The organism is Neobacillus cucumis (assembly GCF_023715505.1).
Genome location: NZ_JAMBOH010000003.1, coordinates 81,697 through 107,912, shown reverse-complemented (window position 1 = coordinate 107,912; position 26,216 = coordinate 81,697). Strand labels below are relative to the sequence as shown.

29 protein-coding genes and 1 other annotated feature are annotated in these 26,216 nt (G+C 38.4%); of the genes, 26 read left to right on the top strand and 3 right to left on the bottom strand.

Translation table 11 applies throughout. The annotated features are described in order from the left end of the window. Positions 1-33: 33 nt before the first annotated feature. The 8 genes from hrcA (at position 34) to deoC (ending at position 9,022) form a co-directional block, all read left to right on the top strand. Positions 34-1,065, top strand: coding sequence for a heat-inducible transcriptional repressor HrcA (gene hrcA / locus M3226_RS05665; RefSeq protein ID WP_251563948.1), 1,032 nt, complete (start codon positions 34-36; stop codon positions 1,063-1,065). A gap of 154 nt (positions 1,066-1,219) precedes the next feature. Continuing rightward, a complete protein-coding gene (gene grpE, locus M3226_RS05660; protein ID WP_251563415.1) occupies positions 1,220-1,819 on the top strand; it encodes a nucleotide exchange factor GrpE in 600 nt (199 codons plus the stop codon). Positions 1,820-1,847: 28 nt separating this feature from the next. Continuing rightward, complete coding sequence (gene dnaK / locus M3226_RS05655; RefSeq protein WP_251563413.1) at positions 1,848-3,674, top strand: molecular chaperone DnaK; 1,827 nt, start codon at positions 1,848-1,850, stop codon at positions 3,672-3,674. 287 nt (positions 3,675-3,961) lie between these two features. Then, positions 3,962-5,089, top strand: coding sequence for a molecular chaperone DnaJ (gene dnaJ, locus M3226_RS05650; protein ID WP_251563411.1), 1,128 nt, complete (start codon positions 3,962-3,964; stop codon positions 5,087-5,089). 17 nt (positions 5,090-5,106) lie between these two features. Further along, complete coding sequence (gene prmA / locus M3226_RS05645) at positions 5,107-6,048, top strand: 50S ribosomal protein L11 methyltransferase (RefSeq protein ID WP_251563409.1); 942 nt, start codon at positions 5,107-5,109, stop codon at positions 6,046-6,048. Positions 6,049-6,142: 94 nt separating this feature from the next. Beyond that, positions 6,143-6,892, top strand: coding sequence for a 16S rRNA (uracil(1498)-N(3))-methyltransferase (locus tag M3226_RS05640; protein ID WP_251563408.1), 750 nt, complete (start codon positions 6,143-6,145; stop codon positions 6,890-6,892). Between the two features lie 6 nt (positions 6,893-6,898). Then, the gene (gene mtaB, locus M3226_RS05635; RefSeq protein ID WP_251563406.1) at positions 6,899-8,272 is read left to right on the top strand and encodes a tRNA (N(6)-L-threonylcarbamoyladenosine(37)-C(2))-methylthiotransferase MtaB; all 1,374 of its coding nucleotides are present in this window, start codon (positions 6,899-6,901) and stop codon (positions 8,270-8,272) included. A 75-nt stretch (positions 8,273-8,347) separates the two neighbouring features. Further along, complete coding sequence (gene deoC / locus M3226_RS05630; RefSeq protein ID WP_251563404.1) at positions 8,348-9,022, top strand: deoxyribose-phosphate aldolase; 675 nt, start codon at positions 8,348-8,350, stop codon at positions 9,020-9,022. Between the two features lie 62 nt (positions 9,023-9,084). On the opposite strand, the gene M3226_RS05625 is transcribed toward deoC, so the two are convergent. Continuing rightward, positions 9,085-10,026: a Na/Pi symporter gene (locus M3226_RS05625; RefSeq protein ID WP_251563403.1), complete on the bottom strand. Its 942-nt coding sequence runs from the start codon at positions 10,024-10,026 to the stop codon at positions 9,085-9,087. A gap of 187 nt (positions 10,027-10,213) precedes the next feature. Between M3226_RS05625 and rpsU the strand changes: the two genes are divergently transcribed. The 5 genes from rpsU to M3226_RS05600 all read left to right on the top strand — a co-directional run bounded on the left by rpsU (position 10,214) and on the right by M3226_RS05600 (position 13,112). Further along, positions 10,214-10,387, top strand: coding sequence for a 30S ribosomal protein S21 (gene rpsU, locus M3226_RS05620; RefSeq protein ID WP_007087607.1), 174 nt, complete (start codon positions 10,214-10,216; stop codon positions 10,385-10,387). A 15-nt stretch (positions 10,388-10,402) separates the two neighbouring features. After that, a complete protein-coding gene (locus tag M3226_RS05615; protein ID WP_098529945.1) occupies positions 10,403-10,849 on the top strand; it encodes a GatB/YqeY domain-containing protein in 447 nt (148 codons plus the stop codon). 131 nt (positions 10,850-10,980) lie between these two features. Further along, complete coding sequence (locus M3226_RS05610; protein WP_251563401.1) at positions 10,981-11,634, top strand: NfeD family protein; 654 nt, start codon at positions 10,981-10,983, stop codon at positions 11,632-11,634. Positions 11,635-11,636: 2 nt separating this feature from the next. Next, complete coding sequence (gene floA, locus M3226_RS05605) at positions 11,637-12,632, top strand: flotillin-like protein FloA (protein ID WP_176541174.1); 996 nt, start codon at positions 11,637-11,639, stop codon at positions 12,630-12,632. Between the two features lie 33 nt (positions 12,633-12,665). Next, positions 12,666-13,112: a hypothetical protein gene (locus M3226_RS05600; RefSeq protein WP_251563399.1), complete on the top strand. Its 447-nt coding sequence runs from the start codon at positions 12,666-12,668 to the stop codon at positions 13,110-13,112. Positions 13,113-13,319: 207 nt separating this feature from the next. Here the strand turns inward: M3226_RS05600 and M3226_RS05595 are convergent, their stop codons facing one another. Both M3226_RS05595 and M3226_RS05590 read right to left on the bottom strand, forming a co-directional pair. Beyond that, the gene (locus M3226_RS05595) at positions 13,320-13,796 is read right to left on the bottom strand and encodes a hypothetical protein (RefSeq protein WP_251563397.1); all 477 of its coding nucleotides are present in this window, start codon (positions 13,794-13,796) and stop codon (positions 13,320-13,322) included. 199 nt (positions 13,797-13,995) lie between these two features. Beyond that, the gene (locus tag M3226_RS05590) at positions 13,996-14,184 is read right to left on the bottom strand and encodes a hypothetical protein (protein ID WP_251563395.1); all 189 of its coding nucleotides are present in this window, start codon (positions 14,182-14,184) and stop codon (positions 13,996-13,998) included. A 110-nt stretch (positions 14,185-14,294) separates the two neighbouring features. Here M3226_RS05590 and yqfC point away from each other — a divergent pair, with 110 nt between their 5' ends. The 13 genes from yqfC to M3226_RS05525 all read left to right on the top strand — a co-directional run bounded on the left by yqfC (position 14,295) and on the right by M3226_RS05525 (position 25,844). Beyond that, positions 14,295-14,597: a sporulation protein YqfC gene (yqfC, locus tag M3226_RS05585; protein ID WP_251563392.1), complete on the top strand. Its 303-nt coding sequence runs from the start codon at positions 14,295-14,297 to the stop codon at positions 14,595-14,597. Next, positions 14,594-15,808: a sporulation protein YqfD gene (gene yqfD, locus M3226_RS05580; RefSeq protein WP_251563390.1), complete on the top strand. Its 1,215-nt coding sequence runs from the start codon at positions 14,594-14,596 to the stop codon at positions 15,806-15,808. The genes yqfC and yqfD overlap by 4 nt, the downstream gene beginning before the upstream one ends. Next, a complete protein-coding gene (locus M3226_RS05575; RefSeq protein WP_098529950.1) occupies positions 15,783-16,751 on the top strand; it encodes a PhoH family protein in 969 nt (322 codons plus the stop codon). The genes yqfD and M3226_RS05575 overlap by 26 nt, the downstream gene beginning before the upstream one ends. A 180-nt stretch (positions 16,752-16,931) precedes the next feature. Continuing rightward, a complete protein-coding gene (locus M3226_RS05570) occupies positions 16,932-19,109 on the top strand; it encodes an HD family phosphohydrolase (RefSeq protein ID WP_251563389.1) in 2,178 nt (725 codons plus the stop codon). Next, positions 19,106-19,576, top strand: coding sequence for an rRNA maturation RNase YbeY (gene ybeY / locus M3226_RS05565; protein WP_251563386.1), 471 nt, complete (start codon positions 19,106-19,108; stop codon positions 19,574-19,576). The genes M3226_RS05570 and ybeY overlap by 4 nt, the downstream gene beginning before the upstream one ends. Beyond that, the gene (locus M3226_RS05560; RefSeq protein WP_251563385.1) at positions 19,560-19,940 is read left to right on the top strand and encodes a diacylglycerol kinase family protein; all 381 of its coding nucleotides are present in this window, start codon (positions 19,560-19,562) and stop codon (positions 19,938-19,940) included. Before ybeY ends, M3226_RS05560 begins: the two co-directional genes overlap by 17 nt. A 235-nt stretch (positions 19,941-20,175) precedes the next feature. Further along, positions 20,176-20,559, top strand: a complete 384-nt coding sequence (locus tag M3226_RS05555; RefSeq protein WP_285857756.1) for a cytidine deaminase — start codon at positions 20,176-20,178, stop codon at positions 20,557-20,559. Then, on the top strand, positions 20,549-21,469 hold the full coding sequence (gene era / locus M3226_RS05550; RefSeq protein ID WP_251563381.1) for a GTPase Era: 921 nt from the start codon (positions 20,549-20,551) through the stop codon (positions 21,467-21,469). Before M3226_RS05555 ends, era begins: the two co-directional genes overlap by 11 nt. A gap of 157 nt (positions 21,470-21,626) precedes the next feature. Then, positions 21,627-21,770: a YqzL family protein gene (locus tag M3226_RS05545; protein WP_149871020.1), complete on the top strand. Its 144-nt coding sequence runs from the start codon at positions 21,627-21,629 to the stop codon at positions 21,768-21,770. A gap of 36 nt (positions 21,771-21,806) precedes the next feature. Next, positions 21,807-22,559, top strand: a complete 753-nt coding sequence (recO, locus tag M3226_RS05540) for a DNA repair protein RecO (protein WP_251563380.1) — start codon at positions 21,807-21,809, stop codon at positions 22,557-22,559. Positions 22,560-22,608: 49 nt separating this feature from the next. After that, positions 22,609-22,793 (top strand) — a binding site (T-box leader). 74 nt (positions 22,794-22,867) lie between these two features. Beyond that, a complete protein-coding gene (locus M3226_RS05535) occupies positions 22,868-24,250 on the top strand; it encodes a glycine--tRNA ligase (protein ID WP_251563378.1) in 1,383 nt (460 codons plus the stop codon). A 120-nt stretch (positions 24,251-24,370) separates the two neighbouring features. Next, positions 24,371-25,009 (top strand): helix-turn-helix transcriptional regulator, encoded by a 639-nt coding sequence (locus tag M3226_RS05530; protein ID WP_308211930.1) that lies wholly within the window; start codon positions 24,371-24,373, stop codon positions 25,007-25,009. A gap of 25 nt (positions 25,010-25,034) precedes the next feature. Next, on the top strand, positions 25,035-25,844 hold the full coding sequence (locus M3226_RS05525; protein ID WP_251563374.1) for a pyruvate, water dikinase regulatory protein: 810 nt from the start codon (positions 25,035-25,037) through the stop codon (positions 25,842-25,844). Positions 25,845-26,216: the final 372 nt, after the last annotated feature.

Here is a 26,216-nt window from a genome sequence, read left to right as displayed (position 1 = left end):
GTTAATGAGGAGTGCTAACAGAGGTGATGAATGTTGCTAACAGATCGTCAATTGTTGATTCTTCAGGTTATTGTTGATGACTTTATTCGATCTGCCCAACCAGTCGGCTCAAGAAGCTTGTCGAAAAAAGAGGAAATTTCCTTTAGTTCCGCTACCATTCGAAATGAAATGGCCGACCTAGAAGAATTGGGGTTTATCGAAAAGACACATACCTCATCAGGGCGTGTGCCTTCAGAAAAAGGATATCGGTACTATGTGGATCATTTAGTTTCGCCTCAAGCATTAAATCAAAATGATATCTCGATCATTCAATCGATTTTTGCAGAGAGAATATTTGAGTTTGAAGCAATCATCCAAAAATCTGCGAAAATCTTATCGGAGTTAACCAATTATACATCCATCGTCCTAGGACCTGCTGTTAGTATTAATAAATTAAAGAAAATACAAATCATTCCTTTAAATAAGGAAACAGCGGTGGCAATTTTTGTAACGGATTCGGGTCATGTTGAAAACAGGACATTTTCGCTGCCTGATATGGTGGATGCAAGTGATATTGAAAAAACGGTAAACATTCTAAACGACCGTTTATCCGGAGTCCCGCTAGAAGAGTTAAATGATAAGATTTATAAAGAAGTGGCCGTGCTGTTACGCCAGCATATCCATAACTACGATTTAATGCTCCATTTAATCGCTGAATCATTTAAAATGCCGGTGACAGAGAAGTTATTCTTCGGTGGAAAAACAAATATGTTAAGCCAGCCGGAATTTCATGATATTACCAAGATTCGCAGTTTATTGACCATGATTGATCAGGAAGATTGGATTTACAATTTAATTCGAAATGAATCAGCTGGGATCCATGTTAAAATCGGCAGGGAAAATAATATTAGTGCCATGGATAATTGCAGTTTAATTACTGCTTCTTATTCTGTAGGTATTGAAAAATTAGGAACCATTGCCATTTTAGGCCCTACAAGAATGGAATATTCACGTGTAATTAGCCTGCTTCAATTTTTAAGCAGGGATTTGACCTCTGTTTTAACAAAATTGTATCAAAGTAATTAGTGCTGGTAATATTGAGTAAGGGTGAAATGCCTTTTGAAAATGTCTCCAGCGCCCTAGCGGCGAGACGCATTTTCTATGTTTCACCCCTTTTCCTTGTAATATATATCAGTTACGATAAGTAGTTAGTGTGAATCCTTTAAGGGAGGTGAGTAAGTTGACGACTGAAAAAAATAATACAATCAATGAAGAAGCAGAAATCGAAAGTAATGAACAAGTTGAACTTACTGAGGAAAATACTGGTAAAGCTGTTCCTAGTGAAGAGACATCAACAGAAGAAGCAGAAGTTAATCCTGTTGAAAAATATCTGCAAGAAATTCAGCAGCTTAAGGATAAGCTCGAGGAAGCAGACAATCGAATTTTGCGACTTCAAGCTGATTTTGATAATTTCCGCCGCCGTACAAGATTAGACCAAGAGGCTGGCGAAAAATATAGAGCTCAAAAATTGATTACGGACCTATTGCCGGCTTTGGACAACTTTGAAAGAGCCATGAAAGTAGAAGCCGATAATGAACAAGTTAAGTCTTTACTGCAAGGAATGGATATGGTATACCGAGGTATGGTGGATGCACTTAAAAAAGAAGGTGTTGAGCCAATTGAAGCTGTTGGTAAAGAATTTGATCCACACCTGCACCAAGCCGTTATGCAGGGAGAAGATGAGAATTATGGTTCGAACATTGTTACTGATGAATTTCAAAAGGGTTATCTGTTAAAGGATCGTGTTATCCGACCTTCAATGGTTAAAGTAAATCAATAATTCTACATATTTATAGGAGGAAAAGGCAATGAGTAAAATAATTGGTATTGACCTTGGAACAACAAACTCATGTGTTTCCGTTTTAGAAGGCGGAGAACCAAAAGTAATTCCAAATCCCGAAGGAAACCGTACAACTCCTTCTGTAATTGCATTTAAAAACGGAGAACGCCAAGTTGGGGAAGTGGCAAAACGCCAAGCAATAACAAACCCAAATACAATTATTTCAATTAAACGCCACATGGGTACAAATTACAAAGTAAATATTGAAGGAAAGGACTACACTCCACAAGAGTTATCCGCTATTATTCTTCAATATCTAAAATCATATGCTGAAGATTACCTAGGAGAACCGGTAACAAAAGCAGTTATTACTGTACCAGCTTACTTTAACGATGCAGAGCGTCAAGCAACAAAGGATGCGGGGAGAATCGCAGGCCTAGAAGTGGAACGTATTATTAATGAGCCAACAGCAGCTGCACTTGCTTATGGTTTAGATAAAACGGATCAAGATCAAACCATTCTTGTATATGACCTTGGTGGCGGTACGTTTGACGTTTCAATCCTTGAATTAGGTGACGGCGTATTCGAAGTTAAAGCAACTGCTGGGGATAACCGTCTAGGCGGCGACGACTTTGACCAGGTTATTATTGATTATTTGGTAGAACAATTTAAAAAGGAAAATGGAATTGATCTTTCTCAAGATAAAATGGCTTTACAACGTTTGAAAGATGCTGCGGAAAAGGCGAAGAAAGATTTATCTGGTGTAACCACTACACAAATTTCATTGCCGTTTATTACAGCTGGTGCAGCTGGTCCACTTCATCTTGAAGTATCAATGTCAAGAGCAAAATTTGATGAACTCTCTGCTAACCTTGTTGAACGGACAATGGGTCCAGTTCGTCAAGCTTTAAGTGATGCTGGATTATCACCATCACAAATTGATAAGGTAATCCTTGTTGGTGGTTCAACTAGAATCCCTGCTGTTCAAGAAGCTATTAAAAAAGCAACTGGTCAAGAGCCTCACCGTGGTGTAAATCCAGACGAAGTAGTGGCAATGGGAGCTGCTATTCAAGGTGGAGTTATTACAGGGGACGTTAAGGATGTTGTCTTACTAGACGTAACCCCATTATCCCTTGGTATCGAAACAATGGGAGGTGTGTTTACGAAGCTAATTGACCGTAACACAACGATCCCAACATCGAAATCACAAGTATTCTCCACTGCTGCAGATAACCAAACAGCTGTTGATATTCATGTTTTACAAGGGGAACGTCCAATGGCGGCAAATAACAAAACCCTAGGACGCTTCCAATTATCAGATATTCCACCAGCACCACGTGGAATCCCGCAAATCGAGGTTACATTCGATATCGATAAAAACGGTATTGTTAATGTACGGGCAAAAGACCTTGGCACAAATAAAGAACAACAAATTACCATTAAATCTTCCACAGGTCTTTCTGATGATGAAATTCAAAAAATGGTTAGAGAAGCCGAAGAAAATGCTGAGGCAGATAAACAGCGCAAGGAAGAAGTGGAACTTCGCAATGAGGCTGACCAGCTAGTCTTTACAACAGAAAAAACGTTAAAAGATCTTGAGGGTAAAGTGGATGCTACAGAGGTAAATAAAGCAAATGATGCAAAAGACGCCTTAAAACAAGCTATTGAGAGCAATGATTTAAACGAGATTCGAGCTAAAAAGGATGCTTTACAGGAAATCGTCCAGGCATTAACTGTTAAGCTTTACGAACAGGCTGCACAAGCACAACAAGGTGCTCAAGATGCAGGCACTAATGGTGCAAAAGACGACAATGTCGTAGATGCTGAATTTGAAGAAGTAAAAGACGAAAAATAAAAAAGCGGAAGCGCCTTGAGCAGGGAAAAAAGCAGTTCATTTTTTCCTAGGGACACAAGGCTACAGTCGGGGAGACAAGAAGGCTGGATTTTAGCCTTCTTATCTGATTCGCTTAGACCTAAGAGCCCCTAGACGTTGCAGCTAGACAGTTAGTAAAGGATATAGAAACCGTTCGTTATTCTTACAAAAAGTCAAAGTCAAAGTAACAGGCTTTGGCTTTTTTATTGCAATACCCTTCCAAAGGGTGTTAGAATAATCTTTATGTGACAGATTCGGGAGTGGTAATCATGAGTAAACGAGATTACTATGAAGTGCTTGGTGTTAGCAAAAGTGCTTCTAAGGATGAAATAAAAAAGGCCTATCGAAAGCTATCTAAACAGTATCATCCGGACATTAATAAAGAGCCAGATGCAGCTGATAAATTTAAAGAGATTGCTGAAGCTTATGAAGTGCTAAGCGATGATCAAAAAAAGGCCCATTACGACCAATTCGGACATACCGATCCAAACCAGGGCTTCGGTGGCGGTGACTTTGGCGGCGGCTTTGGAGGGTTTGAGGATATCTTTAATACCTTCTTTGGCGGTGGCGGCGGGTCTAGAAGACGTGATCCGAATGCGCCAAGACAAGGTGCTGATTTGCAATATACAATGACGGTTTCATTTGAAGAAGCTGCGTTTGGAAAAGAAACAGATATAGAAATACCAAGAGAAGAAACATGTGAAACCTGTCATGGCTCGGGTGCTAAACCTGGAACTAACCCAGAGACATGTCAGCATTGCCATGGTACTGGACAGTTAAATGTCGAACAAAACACACCATTTGGCAGAATTGTTAATCGCCGAACTTGCCATTATTGTCATGGTACTGGAAAAGAGATTAAGCATAAATGTTCAACCTGCGGCGGAAAAGGGAAAGTCCAAAAACGTAAAAAAATCCATATCAAAATCCCTGCAGGTATTGATGATGGACAACAGTTACGTATGGCAGGACAAGGTGAAGGCGGAACCAACGGCGGTCCGTCCGGTGATCTTTATGTAGTATTCCATGTACGTTCACACGAGTTTTTCGAACGGGATGGCGATGATATTTATTGTGAGATGCCAATTACCTTTGTTCAAGCTGCCTTAGGTGATGAAATTGAGGTTCCAGCTCTAAAAGGAAAGGTTAAGCTTAAAATCCCTGCCGGTACACAAACAGGTAAAAAATTCCGCCTCAAAGGAAAAGGGATTCCAAACGTTCGTGGATACGGCGTCGGAGATCAGTATATAATAGTCCGTATTATTACCCCAACCAAGCTGTCTGATAAACAAAAACAGCTTCTTAAGGAATTTGAAGACGTTAGCGGTTCTTCGCCAATCGGTGAACACGAAGAAGGTTTTTTCTCAAAAGTAAAAAGAGCTTTTAAAAGCGAGTAAGGATGGAGTTGGTAGAGATGAAGTGGTCAGAGATTAGTATCCACACGACAAACGAGGCGATCGAACCTATTTCGAATATCTTACATGAGGCTGGGGCGAGCGGTGTAGTCATAGAAGACCCCTTTGAATTGACGAAAGAAAGGGAAGATCAATTCGGAGAAATCTACCAACTTAATCCAGACGATTATCCCGAAGAAGGCGTCATTATAAAAGCCTATTTACCTGTTAACAGTTTCCTTGGTGAAACGGTAGACGCCATCAAAGAATCGATTAACGATCTTATCCTTCATGACATTGATTTAGGGTTAAATAAAGTAACCATAAGTGAAGTAAATGAAGAAGAATGGGCCACAGCTTGGAAAAAGTATTATAATCCAGTGAAAATTTCTGAAAAATTCACGATTGTGCCTACATGGGAGATATACGAGCCTGTTAGCAGTGATGAACTAATTATTGAATTGGACCCTGGTATGGCCTTTGGTACTGGAACACATCCAACAACGGTAATGTGTATCCAGGCTTTAGAAAAAACTGTCCGTCCGGGTGACCGTGTTATTGATGTAGGTACAGGCTCAGGTGTTCTTAGCATCGCTGCAGCATTGCTTGGAGCAGAAGACGTTAGGGCATATGATTTAGATGAAGTGGCTGTTACATCAGCAAAGCTGAATATCAAACTGAATAAGGTACATGAAAAGGTTGCTGTTGCGCAGAACAACCTCTTAGATGGTGTTGAGGAAAACTCTGCAGATGTGATTGTCGCAAACATTTTAGCGGAAGTTATTCTTAGGTTCACTGATGATGTTGCTCGTGTTGTAAAACCAGGCGGTTCTTTTATTGCCTCTGGTATTATCCAGCCTAAAAAAGATCTCGTGAAGGATGCCCTAATTAATTCGGGTTTTGAAATCGTAGAAACCATATTAATGGAAGATTGGGTTGCGATTTGCGCAAAAAGGAAATAATGACTGAAAAAGGGGTGTAGACAACCCCTTTTTATTTTCCTTCCATCTATAAAATAGTAAAATAAAGTGTAAATGTTAAGAGAGGGTGCAATGTATGCAACGCTACTTTGTTCAACAAAAAGCCAATAATGATCACTTTATCATTGATGAAGAGGACCGACATCATATCGTAAAGGTCATGCGGATGGAAATCAATGATCGAATTATTTGCGTTGATCCAGAGGGAAAGCAGGCTGTTTGCAGTCTTTCAGAAATTACCAATTCAAGTGTCGTTGCAGACGTTGTACAATGGATAGATGAGAGTCCCGAGCTCCCAATTTCGATCACAATAGCAAGCGGGTTACCAAAAGGGGACAAGCTAGAGTGGATCATCCAAAAAGGGACGGAATTAGGTGCCCAGCAGTTTTTGCCCTTTTCTGCTGCCCGTTCGGTTGTGAAATGGGATGAAAAAAAAGCGGCAAAAAAAATAGATAGATGGCAAAAGATTGCTAAAGAGGCGGCGGAACAATCCCATCGAACTATTTTACCTAGTATTATTAATCCTATGTCCTTTAAAGACTTGTTGAAAAAGAGCAATGACTTCGATTATAAATTAGCAGCATACGAGGAAGAAAGCCGGCAGGGCGAGACCTCGGTCCTTTCTTCAACATTAAAGAAGATGAAAAATGGCGAAAGTCTCCTTATCGTTTTTGGGCCGGAAGGCGGCTTAGCGGAGGAAGAGGTTCAGCATTTAAAGGATTGTGGGTTTGGGCTTTGCGGTTTAGGACCGCGAATATTAAGAACGGAAACCGCACCATTATATTCACTTGCGGCTATTTCCTATCATTTTGAACTATTGAGGTGAGATTAAATGGCAACAGTAGCGTTTCATACACTAGGTTGTAAAGTGAATCATTATGAAACAGAAGCCATTTGGCAGTTGTTTAAACAAGAAGGTTATGAGCGGGTTGACTTTGAATCAATTTCCGATGTTTATATTATTAATACATGTACTGTTACAAATACGGGCGATAAAAAAAGCCGTCAAGTCATCAGGCGTGCAGTACGGAAGAATCCAGATGCTGTTATTTGTGTAACCGGCTGCTATGCTCAAACTTCTCCAGCCGAAATCATGGCGATCCCTGGTGTTGATATTGTAGTAGGAACCCAGGATCGTGTAAAAATGCTGGATTATATTGAACAATTTAAAGCAGAACGTCAGCCTATTAATGCTGTAGGGAATATCATGAAAAACCGAGTTTATGAAGAGCTTGATGTTCCAGCCTTTACGGACAGAACGCGTGCCTCACTGAAAATTCAAGAGGGCTGCAATAATTTCTGTACGTTTTGTATTATTCCTTGGGCACGCGGCCTGATGAGATCCCGTGATCCAAAAGAAGTCATTCATCAAGCCCAGCAGCTGGTTAATGCCGGTTATAAGGAAATCGTCTTAACTGGTATTCATACTGGCGGTTACGGTGAAGACATGAAAGATTATAATCTTGCTTCCCTGCTCCGCGATTTAGAAGCGGGTGTAAAAGGCCTAGAAAGATTGCGGATTTCATCGATTGAGGCAAGTCAGATAACGGACGAAGTCATTGAAGTAATCAAACATTCCAACATCATTGTCCGTCACCTGCATATTCCGCTCCAATCCGGCTCTAATACTGTACTAAAACGTATGCGCCGTAAATATACAATGGAATTTTTTGCAGAACGATTAGAGCGTCTAAAGGAAGTACTCCCCGGGCTTGCAGTTACTTCTGATGTCATTGTCGGTTTTCCAGGCGAAACAGAAGAAGAGTTTATGGAAACTTATAATTTTATTAAAGATCATAAATTCTCTGAACTTCACGTTTTTCCATATTCTAAACGGACCGGCACTCCAGCTGCAAGGATGGAGGATCAAGTAGATGAGGAAGTCAAAAATGAACGAGTTCACCGTTTAATTTCACTTTCGGATCAACTTGCAAAGGAATATGCGTCTCTTTTTGAAGGTGATGTACTGGAGGTAATTCCGGAAGAGGAATATAAGGAAGAATCGAATACCGGTCTTTATATGGGATATTCCGATAATTACTTAAAAGTAGTCTTTCCAGCAACAGAAGCTATGATTGGGAAAATTGTTAAAGTCAAAATTACTAAAGCAGGTTACCCTTATAATGAAGGGCAATTTGTCAAAGTTGTAGAAGATTCTTCATCAATGAGAGTAGAAGTTTTTAATAAGGAAGAAGCAGCCATTTAAGGAAAAAGGACCTGATTAGGTCCTTTTTTATTTTGGATAAACTACATAAGAGAATAATTACTAAGGAGTGAACATATGGCTGTGACAAATATTGCCGCAATGATTGACCATACTTTACTGAAGCCTGATGCAACAAAGAAGCAAATTGAAATCCTTTGTCAGGAAGCACGGGATCATAAATTTTTTTCTGTCTGTGTAAATCCTGCCTGGGTAAGTACCGCCAAGGAATTGTTAAACGGGAGTGGTGTAAAAATTTGTACTGTAATCGGTTTTCCTCTAGGTGCAACTACGACTGAAACAAAAGCATTTGAAACGAAGAATGTTATCGACTTAGGCGCAGATGAAGTAGATATGGTCATTCCAATTGGTGCATTGAAGGACGGAAATGATCAATTAGTTGAACAGGACATCCATGCGGTAGTAGAAGCGGCTAAAGATAGAGCATTAACAAAGGTAATCATTGAAACAAACCTGTTAACAGATGAAGAAAAGAAACGTGCTTGCGAACTTGCGGTCAAGGCGGGAGCTGATTTTGTAAAAACATCGACTGGCTTCTCAGGCGGAGGTGCCACTGCTGAGGATATAGCCCTTATGAGACAAACTGTTGGACCAAATATTGGTGTCAAAGCCTCTGGGGGAGTCCGAAGTACGCAGGATGCCCTAAGGTTGATTGAGGCTGGTGCTACAAGAATTGGAGCCAGCGCAAGTGTTGCTATAATAAAAGGTGAGCAAGTAAATTCAAATTATTAACCTGCCATTTAAAAAAGACGGTATAGCGATACCGTCTTTTTTAAATGCTCTGTTAAATTTTCTTAAGATATAGGCTTTTTGGAAGTTCTGTCGTGTAAAAACAGAATCATTTCGCCAAATTTTGTGGCAAAAGGTAAAACAATTAAAGAGGTAGCAACATTAAAAATAACACTTATATGTGCCAACTGAATATCTGTTTGACTTGCAAGAAGCTCTGCATTCTTCGTTAAAAAAGGGATGAGCGGGATAAAAAGTAGCACCCCAAATACATTGAGCCACACATGTGCAAAGGCTGCAAGTCTAGATTCTTTACCGCCTCCAATCGATGCAATCACAGCTGTAATACACGTCCCAATATTTGCTCCAAGAACAATCGCAATCCCTGCATCAAGCTGGAGCAGACCGGCTGTTAAAAATCCCATTGCAATCCCTGTCATCGCAGTACTTGACTGGATGATCGAAGTGATAACTGCCCCTGTGAGCAGGCTTAAGGCAATATTATCATTGATGGCTAATATAAATCTGTTGATAAACGGCATGACTGTCAGAGGCTGTGCCAAAAGTTCGAAACCTTTCATCGCCGTGAACACGGAAGCAATCCCAAATAGCAGCATTCCAATGCTTCTTGCCTTTTTATTCTTAAATAAAATAAGCAGCGCACCGCTTATGGCTAATGGAACAAGAATTCTATCAATGTCAAATGTAATTAATTCTGTTTTGAAGGTCGTCCCAATATTGGTGCCGAGAATAATGCCAATAGATTGAGGAAATGTCATAATCCTAGCTGAAATTAATCCGATTGTAATAACCATTACCGCCGAGCTGCTTTGCAATAGTGCGGTAATAAATGTACCGGTTAACATTCCTTTTAAGGGTGTACTGGTTAATTTAATTAACCATGTTTTTAATTTATTGGCTGACAAATTGAATAACCCAAACCGAATAATTGTCATTCCAAAAATAAATAATAAAATACAAAGTATAAATAATAGTATGTATAGCATATTATTGGCCCCCTCCCTTCATTGTATGGCCGCACCTGAAGGGACATGCCATTTTTTTTAGACAAGTATCTTGATGACTTTTAAATATCGTGTGAATTTAAGTTGACCTTGTTTCAAGGTTATATTATAATTGCATGGTACATGGATTGAATGTAAGTGTGTTGTGTTTCGGAGGGAGGGAAAGAGAATGTCTAAAACCGTCGTTCGTAAAAACGAATCGCTTGAAGATGCTCTTCGTCGCTTCAAACGTACAGTATCAAAAACTGGTACTTTGCAAGAGGCAAGAAAGCGCGAATTTTATGAAAAACCAAGTGTAAAACGTAAGAAAAAGTCTGAAGCTGCAAGAAAACGTAAGTTTTAAGAGAGGGTGTAATATATGAGTCTTCTCGAGCGTTTGAACAATGATATGAAACAAGCGATGAAAAACAAGGAAAAAGACAAACTCTCAGTTATTCGGATGGTGAAAGCATCACTTCAAAATGAAGCCATCAAGCTCGGTACACAAGAGCTTTCCGAAGATGCAGAGTTAACGGTCCTTTCTCGCGAAGTAAAACAACGCAAAGACTCCCTCCATGAATTTGATAAGGCTGGTCGTCAAGACCTAGTTGATAAATTGCGTACAGAACTTGAGATTCTTGAGCTGTATTTACCGAAACAGCTCTCTGAAGAGGAACTGTCAGAGATTGTCAAAGAAACGGTCGCTGAAGTCGGCGCAACATCAAAAGCGGAAATGGGAAAAGTGATGGCTGCTATTATGCCTAAAGTTAAAGGTAAAGCAGATGGTTCGCTCGTTAATAAATTTGTACAACAACACCTTTCATAAGTATTCTGACATAAAGACTGCAGGTATAAAACCCGCAGTCTTTTTACATATTTAGATAAATTTGAAACTTTTTAATGACTAAGGACGTATAACATATAGTCAGAAAGAACTGAATAGAAGGGGGGCCTTATATGATTGAATTTCTAACAAACCCTGTTGTTGTAACTGTCCTATTATCTATTGCCGGAGTTGGAATCGTTTTAGAACTTTTTTCAGCCAAATTTGGTATTGCAGGTTTAATTGGGATATTTGCGCTAATCTTATTCTTTTATGGTCACTTTCAAGCAGGTTTAGCAGGATTTGGAACATTACTTCTATTTGTTGCCGGAATCCTGCTTATTTTTTTGGAGTTTTTTTTACCTGGGGCGATAGCGGGTACACTAGGAGTCGCAGCCTTAATATTAAGTCTGTTTTTAGCAGGCCAAGATGCCTTGCAAATTGGAGTGTCTATTTTAATAGCCATGGCTGTCTCAATTTTTATATTCTTTTTGATGATTAAGACCTTTGGAAAAAAACTTGTTTTATTTAATAGGATGGTATTAACCGATGCGGCTAGAAAAGAGGATGGATATGTTTCAAATATTAATCGAACTGATCTTCTAGGAGCGGAAGGTCATACTCTTACCATCTTACGGCCGGCAGGAACTATTGTTATCAACAATGAACGCGTCGATGCAGTTTCGGAAGGCGGTTTTATAGAGAAAAATGCCAAAGTGAGAGTCATTAAGGTTGAAGGGGCCCGAATCGTCGTCAGAGAGGTATATTATATGGCAGGAGGAGATTGATTATGGATATTGTATCAGGGGGAACCATTTTTATTATTGCAGTTGTTATCATTGCCCTTATTTTTTTAGGAATATTACTATCATTTGTACCAGTCATGCTGTGGATTTCCGCACTGGCTGCAGGAGTCAGGATTAGTATTTTTACATTAGTTGGTATGAGACTTAGACGTGTAACCCCAAGCAGGGTCGTAAATCCACTTATAAAAGCCCATAAAGCCGGTTTGAATGTCACAACTAATCAGCTTGAAAGTCACTATCTTGCGGGTGGTAATGTCGACCGGGTGGTCAATGCGTTAATCGCAGCGCACCGCGCCAATATTGAATTATCCTTTGAACGATGCGCGGCCATTGACTTGGCAGGACGTGATGTATTAGAAGCCGTGCAAATGAGTGTAAATCCAAAGGTAATTGAAACGCCATTTATTGCTGGTGTGGCTATGAATGGGATAGAAGTGAAGGCGAAAGCAAGAATTACTGTCCGTGCCAATATAGAGCGTCTCGTCGGTGGTGCGGGTGAAGAAACAGTTGTTGCCCGAGTGGGGGAAGGCGTTGTATCTACCATTGGTTCATCTGATAGTCACAGCAAAGTTCTTGAAAATCCGGATTTAATTTCGCAAACTGTTTTGTCTAAAGGACTTGACGCCGGTACAGCTTTTGAGATCCTTTCGATAGATATTGCTGATGTTGACATCGGTAAAAATATCGGGGCTGAATTGCAGACAGAACAAGCGGAAGCGGATAAGAAAATTGCCCAGGCAAAGGCAGAAGAACGCCGGGCAATGGCTGTTGCTCAAGAACAGGAAATGAAAGCAAAAGTACAGGAAATGAGAGCTAAAGTGGTGGAAGCAGAAGCGGAAGTACCACTGGCAATGGCAGAAGCGCTTAAATCGGGGAATATTGGTGTAATGGACTATATGAATTTTAAGAATATTTCTGCTGATACGGATATGAGGGGCTCGATTGGAAAGATGACAGGTGACAAAAAGAATGATCAATAATTCCAGTGTTGCCAAAAAAGGACGGTGACAGGTTTGGAAACCATTTTAATCATGATTGTCGTTGGAGTCATCTCAATGATTTTTAGGAAAACAAAAAACAACCAAGGACAATCAATAAGAAAACCCTTTGGCAATCGCCTGGGGGATATTCAAACCATGATAAAAGATATTACTGATATTCCGAAAGACACAATGGCAAAACAAACAGAAAACAAGCAAGGATTGCTGCAAAGTAACCAGGGTAAGCTTGAAAAAGAATACCTGCAGGTAAGACAAGAGTCTGAAGCAGGCAGGATGGGGATGGCAGTGGCGAGAACCCAAACTGCAAATGAAGGACCAATAAAAAATCAAGAAGAAATAAAATTCACTATAGCAGAAAATCCAGATCCGCGTACAGTTATAACTGGAATTATATGGTCGGAAATCCTTGCTGAACCCCGATCAAAAAATCCTTATACTGTAAAAAAACGCTCGAGTTGATTTGAAACGAGTAGAAAAGAAGTCTAACCCCCTTTCGTGTCATAAATATGAAATTTTTTATGGGTGGTTAATGGGAACAAGCTTTAAATCAAATTTAAAAACGCATGACAAGGTTTGGGGAATTTTTATTCCTCAACCTTTTTTATTTAATTCTGAGTTTGGGAAAAGAGACGTGCAGTAACCTTAGCAGCTGAAGCTTTATAAAATTCACTTTTTATAAGAAAGGAATTTCTTAAAAGGAGTCAGTTCCGTTATATTTTGAAAAGCATATAAAACCAAAGCCCTGAAAAAACTTAATACCAAATATTGGAATTTAGTTAATCTTTCTAAAGAAAATATTCTAAATCCTTCTACAAATCTTAAACCGCCAAAGATAAATATAATATGGAGGAGAGTATTAGAAATTATGAATAAAGGGAGTTTGCCAAAAGTTAGTTTTAACACCCATAGACTAGTGACCAGGTAAGGTCCGAAATTCATAAAATTCATACTATCAAAAGGTCCGATACCACTATAAAATTTCCACCATTTTTTCTTTTCACCGTAAAAATCTAAAGCTTTAGTGAAAGTACACATAAATATGGCAGTGGGAAGAAACCTTTTAAAGGCTTTCCTTCCTAATAACGGTACCGCAAGCCAAGGAACAACCAGCAAAGCTATCAAAAACAATTTTTGTTTTTTCATTACTATACCACCTATTTATGCAGGATTTACGTTTATTGTTAAACAAGAATTGCCTGGTTATACAGGTTAATCGCCTAATTGTCTGAAAAGCCTGCCGTTAACCACCCTTGATCGTTAGTTGTCGGTATTAACTTCTTTAAAGTGCTAGTAGCAAAAATTGCATCATATAATCCTGCTTGAACATCATGCAATAAATAAATTATTTAATGCTTCCTTTCTTCAATATTCTTAACACCTGTAATGACTTCTTCATATACTTTAAAATTGTAACCTTTATTTTTATAGAAACGTTCTGCAATTGTTCTATGTGAGTATAAGGTATCTCTTCCTTCTCCCTTTTTCCTTGAACTCCTACGTTCTTAATTAGTGTGTCTGTTGCTGTAGTCATAGTTGTTTGTCCTCCAGAATATATATTCACAAGGGCTAGGTATATCATGGAATCCTCACATATATCTATAAATAATCGCATAAATATGAGATGAAAGGGGGTTCTTTTTTATGGCAAAAAAATGGGGCCAACGGGTTCGAAATTGGATGGCTAATAAAATGGATCTTCCTCAGGATGTCATAATGGATCTACCTCGAATTACAATGATTGGACAAATCCATATATACGTGGAAAATCACCGCGGCCTGTTGTCTTTTACTGATAAAGAACTCCGTTTGTTACTGAAACAGGGGCAATTGTTAATTAAAGGTAAGGGTTTTGTGATAAAGACCATCTTACCAGAAGAGATTTTATTGGAAGGAAAGATTGATCAAGTCATTTATATAAATGATATTGCGGGAGGAACAAAATGAAGAACCAGTGGATTGAATTCCTTTATGGCAGAGTTATAGTAAAAGTATCTGGCAAAGGGCTCGAACGTTTTTTAAATGTATTAACGAGAAATGGTTTACATATTTGGAATGTCAAACGGCATGGGACCGAAACGATTACATTCAAAATACGGGTCCAAGATGCCCTTAAGATTAGAAAGTTTGCACGAAAAAGTGATTGCAAAATTTCCTTTTTACAGCGAGAGGGTGCTCCATTTTTACTTAAAAGATTATGGAAAAACAGCGGCTTTATGTTAGGAGCCGCCGCCTTTATATTTATCATTTTCCTCCTTTCAAATATGATTTGGGGTATTGAGATAAAGGGGGCAAAACCTGCAACTGAGTATCAAATTCGCAAAGAATTGGACAAGATGGGTGTTAAAATTGGAAAGGTTCAATTCTTTGTAGCCAATGTGGAAGGGATTCAAAGAAAATTGACCAATAATATTGGCGCATTAACATGGGTTGGTGTGGAATTAAAAGGGACAACCTACCATCTGCAAGTGGTGGAAAAAAATGAGCCTAAAAAACCTGAGCAATTTTCACCGCAAAACCTGATTGCAAAAAAGAAGGCCATTATTGTAAAAATGTTTGTTGAAAGCGGGCAGAAAGTTGTTGATATTCATGACCATGTTGAAAAAGGACAATTACTCGTTTCAGGTGCATTCGGACAAGAAGACAACCCTGAACTCACAGCTGCAAAAGGTGAAGTATGGGGGGAAACTTGGTATAAAAGTCATGTCGAGCTCCCATTGGTCACCAAATTTAAAGTGTATAATGGCAAGCAACAGCAAAAACATTTCTTATTATTAGGGAATTTAGAAGTACCTATCTGGGGATTTGGAAAGCCAGAATTTAAGCATTATGAGACTGAAAAGAATGTGCATAACATTCGCTTTTTAAAATGGGAGCTGCCTATTTCTTATGTTAATAAAACAATCCGGGAGCGTGAAGTGTATGAACGGAGCTATTCCACTAGTGAGGCTGAAAAAATGGCATTAGAACTAGCAAAAAAACAAATAAAAAGTAGTCTAGATGAGGATGCTAAGATAAAGGATGAAAAAATTTTACACAAAGCAATGGAAAATGGTAAAGTTATACTAGATATCCATTTTAAGATAATTGAAAACATTGCAGTCGGACAACCGATTTCCAAGGAGACTCCTGATGACAGAAAAATTAACGACCATTAATGTACAGTTAGAAAATCCGGCAGAAGCTATTACGCTGCTAGGAAATTCTGATCAAAACCTAAAAACAATTGAAGAAGAGCTGAATGTATCGATAATTACAAGAGGTGAATCTGTCAGTTTATCCGGTGATGAAGATAAGGTGATTATGGCGGGTGAAATAATCGACAGATTAATCTTTGTAATCCGAAAGGGTATAAATATAGGTCAACGAGACGTTCTTTATGCTATCCAAATGGCTCAAAAAGGTACACTAGATTATTTTGTAAATTTATATGAAGAAGAAATTGGTAAAAATATTAAAGGGAAAACAATTCGAATTAAGACGCTGGGGCAAAGACATTATGTGACAGCCATAAAGAAAAATGACTTAGTGTTTGGAATTGGTCCTGCCGGAACCGGTAAAACCTATCTTGCAGTCGTAATGGCCGTCAACGCTCTCAAAACAGGACAAGTTAATCGAATTATTTTAACAAGACCTGCAGTGGAAGCCGGTGAAAGCCTGGGCTTCCTGCCAGGCGATTTAAAGGAAAAGGTTGACCCATATCTACGGCCTCTGTACGACGCGCTAAACGATGTCTTAGGGGCAGAACATACCCAGAGGCTAATTGAACGAGGTACAATCGAAATTGCTCCGCTTGCCTATATGAGAGGCCGTACGCTAGATGATGCTTTTGTTATCTTAGATGAGGCGCAAAATACCACTCAGGCACAAATGAAAATGTTCTTGACCAGGCTGGGATTTGGATCGAAAATGGTGATTACAGGTGACCAAACCCAAGTAGATTTACCGAAGGGTGTAAAATCAGGCCTAATTGTGGCAGAAGAGATTTTACAAAATGTAAAAGGCATATCATTTATCTTTTTAGAACAAAGTGATGTTGTTCGTCATCCTCTTGTCGGCAGAATCATTGAAGCCTACGAAAAGAAGGGTAACCAACAGTAAAAAGGAGGGATAAACCTTTGTGGTTTATCCCTTTTTCCATATTTACACAAATATCTTCTATATAAGGTGAAACTTTCCTGAAAAACTGATATGATTTTACATAAAGCGTGTTTTCTAGTAGTATTTTGTTATTCTTTTACTATAACAATGATGAATAGGGCCGTGGTTGGGGGGATTTAGTTGGATAAACTACAGCAGAACTTCATACGGATACGAAAATTGCTTGATATTACTTTTTTTCGAATTTTATTTTTTATTGTGCTAGGGATCGTTTTGGTTGGGGCGATCTACAACAACGTTAAACCAGAAAAGCTGGAACTAAGCTTGTTCTCAGTGGCGGAAAATACTATTCGTTCTCCCGCAACAGTAGAAGATAAGGAAAGTACCGAAAACAAACGGAAAGAGGCTATAAATCAGGTACAGCCAGTATACGCTTTGAAAAATGAATATACACAAAATCGAGTTGATTTAATTTCTTCTATTTTTCAATCAGCGATAGATGTTAATAATGAAATTGAGGAAGATAAGAGAAAACAGGAAGAGAAAGTTTCAGAAGAAACGATTACCATAAAGGAACCAAGTGATTCCGATAAAGAGTCTCAGCTAAAAGCAAAGTTGACTTCAAGTGTTTCGAAGGATCTTTCTAATCAAGTTTTTACTGCCTTAATTCATGCTGATAATGATGAACTAGCTATTGCGAAGGATTTAACTGTTACGGCAATCAGTAATGTGATGACCAAAAGAATTTCTTCTGATGAGGTGGAAAATGCTAAGAAAAGGGTAGAAGAAGAATTAAAGTACACCACCTTAAATGATGAATTAAAATTAGCTGCTATTGAATTAGGGAGATATGCTGTTATTCAAAATGAGTTTTATGACCCTAATGCAACGGAGGAACTCAGACAACAGGCCGCAGAAAAGGTGGAGCCTGTAAAAATCCTTCAAGGACAAATTATTGCTGAAGAAGGGGAGTTAATTAATCAGGATATATATCGGCAATTAAAATTGGTCGGTCTCATAAACAATAACCATTCCTATAAGCCGCTTATTGGTTTAATCGTATTAATTACCTTAGCCCTATCAACTATTTATTACTATTTTCATCAAATGAAATCACCATCGGAGAAGCGACAAACCGCCTTATTAATGTATGGGATTATTTTTATCCTCTCGATTTTTATCATGAAAATCATTAGTATCCTGCAAGTTTTTAGTTTTGAGGGCATCGGTTATATTTTTCCGGCTGCGATGAGTGGAATGTTAATTAAAATATTAATTGATGAAAAACTGGCTATTTTTATGTCGATCCTTTTGGCTGTAAGCGGGAGTATCCTTTTTAATGAGGGGATTACCGGAACACTTAATTTTTCAGTAGGGATCTATATCCTTTTTAGCAGTATTGCAGCAATTCTGTTTTTAAACAGTCAAAATCGCCGTTCAAAAATATTCCAATCAGGTTCCTTCGCAGCGATGATTAATGTGTTAACAATCGGCGCGTTAATGCTGCTCCCTAATGGTCAGTATTCTGGAATGGAGTACGGCTACTATTTAATTACAGCACTTGTATCCGGGGTCAGCTCTGCTGTGTTGACTGTAGGGCTATTACCATTTTTTGAAGCAAGCTTTGGTATTCTCTCTACTATAAGGCTGATTGAATTATCAAACCCTAATCACCCACTCCTAAGAAAAATACTAATGGAGGCTCCCGGAACTTATCATCATAGCGTAATGGTGGCGAATTTGGCCGAATCTGCCTGCGAGGCCATTGGGGCAAATGGGCTTTTAGCAAGGGTTGGTAGTTATTACCATGATATTGGAAAAACAAAAAGGCCGAACTTCTTTATCGAAAACCAAATAAATCATGATAATCCCCATGATAGGCTGCCGCCAGATAAAAGTGCACACATTATTATTGCGCATGTAATCGATGGAGCGGCTATCTTAAAGAAATATCGCATGCCCAAAGAAATTATTGATATCGCAGAGCAGCATCATGGAACAACATTGCTAAAATTCTTTTACCATAAAGCCCTTCAGAGCGAATCAAATAGCAATGAAGAGGATTTTCGCTATCCCGGTCCTAAGGCACAAACAAAAGAATCTGCGATCGTTGGTATCGCGGACAGTGTAGAGGCAGCAGTACGCTCGTTATCACAGCCTACACCGGAAGTAATCGAATCGCTTGTAAAAAAAATTGTGGCTGACAGGCTTGAAGATGGGCAGTTAAACGAATGTGATATTACGATGAAAGAAATTGAAACCGTCTCTCATGCATTATGTGAGACTTTAAAGGGGATATTTCACTCAAGAATTGAGTATCCGGAATTAACAAATACAAAGCAGGTGAGGCAAGCATGACATTACTCATTGATAGTGTGGACGAAACAAATGAATTGACAGAGCAGCAAATGCTTGAAATTGAAAGAATAATTAATTTTGCTGCTAGGAAGCAGCTGATTGAAGAGCATAGTGAGGTTTCTATAACCTATGTTTCGAATGAGAGGATTCAAGAAATTAATCGTGAATACCGCGATAAAGATACCCCCACTGATGTCATTTCATTTGCAATGGAAGAGCTTGGAGAGGGTGAGGTAGAATTACAGGGAATGGATATTCCCCGAATCTTAGGCGATATTATTATCTCAATCCCAAGGACAAAGGAGCAGGCTGAGGAATATGGCCATTCTTTCGAGCGAGAGCTAGGATTCTTAGCCGTTCATGGTTTCCTTCATCTTTTAGGCTTTGACCACATGACAGAGGAAGATGAAAAGGAAATGTTTACATTGCAAAAGGAAATTTTGAACGATTATGGACTCACGCGATAAAAAGAAACGATTCGTCTTATTAAATTCCTTTTCGTATGCAGTTGCAGGAATACTGACAGCTGCTCAAAACGAAAGAAATATGCGATTTCATCTTATTAGCTCACTAATCGTATTAGTGTTATCCTTTTATTTTTCAATTTCAAAACTTGAGTGGGTTTTCATTCTCTTCGCTATTGGTGGGATGTTTGCCCTAGAATTAATGAATACTGCAATTGAGCGGGTAGTAGACCTGGTTACAGCAGAATTTCATCCGCTGGCAAAACAGGCTAAAGATATTGCCGCTGGAGCTGTTTTCGTTTATTCGATATTAACAGTAATCGTGGGCATCATCATTTTTTTGCCCTATGTATTAAAGCTGTTCTAGAAAGGTTACTAATACAGGAATTTAACTAATTTGAAATTCGATGATCATTTCGGTAAAATAACTAAAATAATTTATTCTTAGAAGACAAGTTACATTATGGGAAAATTCTAACTTTTTCAAATTTTTTATTACTTTTTCGCTACACCTAATGATTTTCTCTAATTTTTGAGGTAAAATAAAGAAACAGCAGATTCCTGCTGGAAGGGAAGACGTTTTTGTGAACATTGAACAATTAATGGAAGAAGCAAAGAAAGCAAGAGATAAAGCATATGTTCCATACTCTAAGTTTGGAGTAGGAGCTGCCATTTTAACAACAGATGGAAAAGTATATCACGGCTGTAATATTGAAAATGCCGCTTATAGTATGTGTAATTGTGCCGAGCGTACGGCCCTTTTTAAGGCTTACTCTGAAGGTGACCGAGATTTTCAAATGATGGCTGTTGTTGCGGATACAGATCGCCCTTGTTCCCCATGTGGTGCATGCAGGCAAGTAATATCTGAACTATGCCCGAGTGATATGAAAGTGATTTTAACCAATCTTAAAGGCGATGTAAAAGAATTAACGGTAGCTGAGTTACTTCCTGGTGCCTTTTCTCCGGAGGATTTACATGCAAACTAAAGGGAATGAAAACGGATACAAATCGGGATTTATTTCAATTATCGGACGGCCAAATGTTGGGAAATCAACATTCCTTAATCGGGTAATTGGTCAAAAAATTGCCATAATGAGTGATAAACCGCAGACAACAAGAAACAAAATTCAAGGAGTATTATCCCTTCCTGATGCACAAATGGTTTTTATTGATACACCAGGTATTCATAAACCAAAACACAAATTGGGCGACTTTATGATGAAGGTAGCACAGAATACACTTAAAGAGGTTGATTTAATTTTATTTATGGTAAATGCCGAAGAAGGATTTGGACGCGGGGAAGAATTTATTCTAGAAAAATTCCAAACCGTTAACACCCCTATTTTTCTCGTCATTAATAAAATTGACCAAATACATCCTGATGAGTTGCTGCCGATCATTGAATCATATAAAGAAAAATATGACTTTAAAGAAATCGTTCCAATATCCGCATTAGAGGGGAACAATGTTGAACGATTATTAGAGCAAATTAAAGGCTTTTTACCAGAAGGGCCGCAATATTATCCAGCTGACCAAGTTACTGATCATCCGGAACGTTTTATTATTACCGAATTGATTAGGGAAAAAGCACTTCACTTAACAAGGGAGGAAATTCCCCACTCTTTAGCCGTTGTTTTGGATAAAATGGAAAGGCAGCAAAATAAGGATATTATTCATGTTATGGCAACAGTTATTGTCGAAAGAGATTCACAAAAAGGTATTATTATTGGTAAGCAAGGGAGCATGCTCAAAGAAATTGGCAAGCGGGCTCGGGTAGATATTGAAAATCTTCTTGGTTCAAAAGTATTTTTAGAGCTTTGGGTTAAGGTGCAAAAAGATTGGCGTAATAAAATGTCCCAGCTTCGTGATTATGGCTTTAATGAGGATGAATATTAACAAAACCCTATTTAAAATATTAACTCTTAAACAAGATTATGCATGGACAACATTAACAATTATTTCGTCTTATATTTTGGCAAAGGCAGGCTATGATAATTATAAGGTTTGGGATTTAACATTAGGCTAGTCTAAATAATGAAAGGTGGGGTTTTCGATGATGGATTTTACGTGGAAAGTATTCCTCCAGACAGGTAATATTGACACATATCTTCTCTTTAAGGAGCTTGAGAAGGAAAACCAAGAAATACCCGGAAATCAGAATGAAGGTCTAGCACAAATTGATTTTCCCGTTTCATAAGTTTGTTTTCGCTCTTACGTTAGAAGGTGACAAAAAATGCTTCAGAAATATGAAGGCATTGTCATTAGAACCACAGATTATGGTGAAACTAATAAAATAGTAACGATATATACCAGGGAAGGTGGTAAGATTGGCGTTATGGCCCGTGGTGCCAAAAAGCCAAACAGCCGCCTTTCCTCTATTTCCCAGATTTTTACCCATGGATATTTCCTCTTGCAAACCGGTTCTGGTTTAGGGAGCCTGCAGCAGGGAGAAATTATCACTTCCTTGCGCGCTATTGGGGAGGATATTTTTTTAACAGCCTATGCCAGTTATATTGTTGAATTAACAGATCGGTGTACTGAGGATAAAAAACCAAACCCTTTTCATTTCGAGTTGCTCTATCAGACACTTAATTATATGAATGAAGGCTTTGATCCTGATATACTCATGAATATATACGATATGAAAATGTTAAATGTTATGGGACTCTACCCGATTTTAGATCGATGTTCAATCTGTGGAAGTACTGACGGTCAGTTTTCATTTTCAATTCGGGAAGGCGGATTTATTTGTCATCGCTGTTTGGATAAAGATCCATATCATTTTCCATTATTACCAGCAACTGTTAAATTATTACGGCTATTTTATTATTTTGATCTTACCCGCTTAGGAAATATTTCAGTTAAAGACGAAACGAAGGCTGAATTGAAAAAAATTATCACAGCCTACTATGATGAGTATTCAGGTCTTCATCTTAAATCTAAAAAGTTTCTTAATTCGATGGATCATTTTCGTAATCTGTTATAATTACCTTGTTGACAATGTTAGAAGTTTTCGTTAATATTTCTTTAATAAAATATTTGCATTGACGGAAAGTAGTAATTAGCGATCTCTATAAAAGCGAACCTAGGACGGTGTGAGCTAGGGTATAGGGGGCTAATGAAGGCGTTCCTGAGCAATCGTGTTGAAGAAACACAACTTAAGGAGGCTGCATTTAAAGCAGCAAATAGGGTGGAACCGCGGGTAACTCTCGTCCCTATGCTTGTCAAAAGCATAGAGACGGGAGTTTTTTTATGTCCTCCCACTCTTTATAAAAAAAAAGGAGCGAGAAAACAATGAATGTAACAATGGAACAAATCGTTTCGCATGCGAAACACAGAGGATTTATTTTTCCTGGATCAGAGATATATGGAGGTTTAGCTAACACTTGGGATTACGGTCCATTAGGCGTAGAATTTAAAAACAATATCAAGCAAGCATGGTGGAAAAAATTTGTTCAAGAGTCTCCCTATAATGTCGGCTTAGATGCCAGCATCTTAATGAATCCAAGAACTTGGGAAGCCTCAGGCCATATTGGTAATTTTAATGACCCAATGATTGACTGTAAAAACTGTAAGGCCCGTCATCGTGCTGACAAACTAATTGAAAATGCCCTTGAGGAAAAAGGCATAGAAATGGTTGTAGACGGTCTTCCATTCGAAAAGATGGAAGAATTAATAAAAGAACATAACATTGCTTGCCCTGACTGTGGCAGCCATGACTTTACCGGTATTCGCCAGTTTAATTTAATGTTTAAAACATTCCAAGGGGTAACGGAAACTAGTACAAATGAAATTTTTCTTCGTCCGGAAACAGCTCAAGGTATTTTTGTGAACTTTAAAAATGTACAACGGACAATGCGGAAGAAATTACCGTTTGGGATTGCGCAGATTGGTAAAAGCTTCCGAAATGAAATTACCCCTGGTAATTTTACATTCCGCACAAGAGAATTTGAACAAATGGAGCTTGAATTTTTCTGCAAACCGGGTGAGGAATTAAAATGGTTCGATTATTGGAAGCATTTTGCTGAAAACTGGTTATTATCTCTAGGTCTTACAAAAGAAAACATTAGGCTCCGTGACCATTCAGAAGATGAGCTTTCCCACTATAGTAATGCGACAACAGATTTTGAATTTAAATTTCCGTTTGGCTGGGGCGAACTGTGGGGCGTGGCTTCAAGAACAGATTATGATTTGAAGCAGCATATGGATTTTTCCGGTGAAGATTTCCATTATTTAGATCAGGAAACGAATGAAAGGTATGTACCATATTGTATTGAACCGTCACTTGGTGCTGACAGGGTTACGCTAGCATTCTTAATCGATGCCTATGATGAAGAACAGCTTGAAGACGGTACTTCCAGAACGGTGATGCATTTCCATCCTGCATTAGCACCATATAAGGCTGCGGTATTACCGCTATCGAAAAAACTTTCTGAAGAGGCGAAAGAGGTATTTGCTGATTTATCAAAACACTTTACGGTGGATTATGATGAAGCAGGCTCTATCGGTAAACGTTACCGCCGTCATGATGAAATTGGTACACCATTTTGTATTACTTATGATTTTGACTCTAAAGAAGACCACATGGTTACAGTACGTGACAGGGATACAATGGAGCAAACCCGTCTTCCTATTTCTGAGTTAGTAAACTTTTTACAAGGGAAAATGATGTTTTAAGTAAGCGAAAGGTGCGGATGTCCGCACCTTTTATCTATAACCGTTATTATTTAAAATAGCGGGGAAGTAGTATATAATATTTCTTAATCAAACGAGGCAAGAGATGATTGTATTTTTAAGGTGGTGAGGACAATCGAACTGACTAAACGCCAGGAACATATATTACAGATCGTAAAAGACAATGGTCCTATTACGGGTGAGCAAATTGCGGACCAATTGAGTTTAACACGTGCTACATTACGGCCTGACTTGGCAATCCTAACAATGGCAGGTTTTTTGGATGCACGGCCGCGGGTTGGCTATTTTTATACTGGAAAGTCGGGGACTCAGCTATTGACTGAAAACCTGCAGAAAATTTATGTCTCGGATTATCAATCTATCCCTGTAGTAGTAGGTGAAAGTGTTTCGGTTTATGATGCAATCTGTACAATGTTTCTTGAAGATGTGGGTACTTTATTTGTAGTGGATCAAAACTCGAATCTAGTCGGGGTATTGTCGAGAAAAGACTTATTGCGTGCAAGTATTGGCAAACAAGAGCTTACCAGTATCCCTGTCAATATCATCATGACAAGGATGCCGAACATAACCATATGTGAGCGTGAAGATTTACTAATTGATGTTGCCAGAAAACTAATTGAAAAGCAAATCGATGCCCTGCCTGTCGTAAAAAAATCGGAGACTGGATATGAGGTTATTGGCAGAGTGACAAAAACAAACATTACAAAAGCCTTTTTGGCTTTAGCTGATGAGGAAAGATAAATAGGAAATGGAGTGATGAGGGAGAATGAGCGCGCCGATCATTTATGTGGTCTCTGATTCAGTTGGGGAGACAGCTGAATTAGTTACGAAAGCAGCAATTAGCCAGTTCAATGGATCTGGTATGACATTAAAGAGATTCCCTTATGTGGAGGATAAAGAACATATCGAAGAGGTTTTATCTCTTGTTTCCTATGATAAGGGAATGATTGCTTATACCCTTGTAAAACCAGATATGCGTACATATTTGAAGGAGAGAGCATTTGAAGACGGTATTCAAGCTGTTGATTTAATCGGACCTATTATTGACCAAATTCAAATTTTTAGCGGGAAAACACCATTATGTGAACCTGGTTTGGTAAGGAAACTTGATGAGGATTATTTTAAAAAGGTTGAGGCAATTGAATTTGCAGTAAAATATGATGATGGACGAGACCCAAGAGGGCTCTTAAAGGCTGATATCGTTTTGATTGGAGTTTCAAGAACCTCTAAAACCCCATTATCTCAGTATTTGGCACATAAACGGTTAAAGGTGGCCAATGTACCGTTGGTTCCGGAAGTAGATCCGCCGGAAGAACTATATAAAGTTCCAATTGATAAGTGCTTTGGATTGAAAATAAGTCCGGAAAAGCTAAATAATATTAGAAGAGAACGGCTGCTTTCCCTAGGATTAAACGATCAAGCAAGCTATGCTAATATTGAACGGATAAAAGAAGAATTAACTTTCTTTGAGACAATTATTAAGAGAATTAAATGTCCAGTAATTGATGTGACCAATAAAGCAGTCGAGGAGACAGCTAATGTTATACTAAATTATATTCAAAAGGGAAGATTCTAACACATAGTCAATTGATTGTGTGTTTTTTTTACTTAAAAAAAATGAAAAAAAGTTATGGTAAAATGATAACGAATATACTATAATAAAAAATTGTGATAAAAATATATCTTTTTAGGTTTAGAGTTGCATTATAACGAATAAACTATTTATTGTTAGATGTCAAGGCAGCCCCCTAAAAAAAATTCGACATAAATCCTTTTTATAAAAGTTATCTGTTTAAGAAGGAATATGCGGAGTGATGTAGAATTTATACTTATGATTAGGCAAATCGGCTATTTTTGTCGATTCAGATTCTTGCCCGGTCAAAATGAAATTGTTGAAATCGTATTTAAAATTCCGCTAACGGTTATTTTGGTGCTTCCTATGATCGTC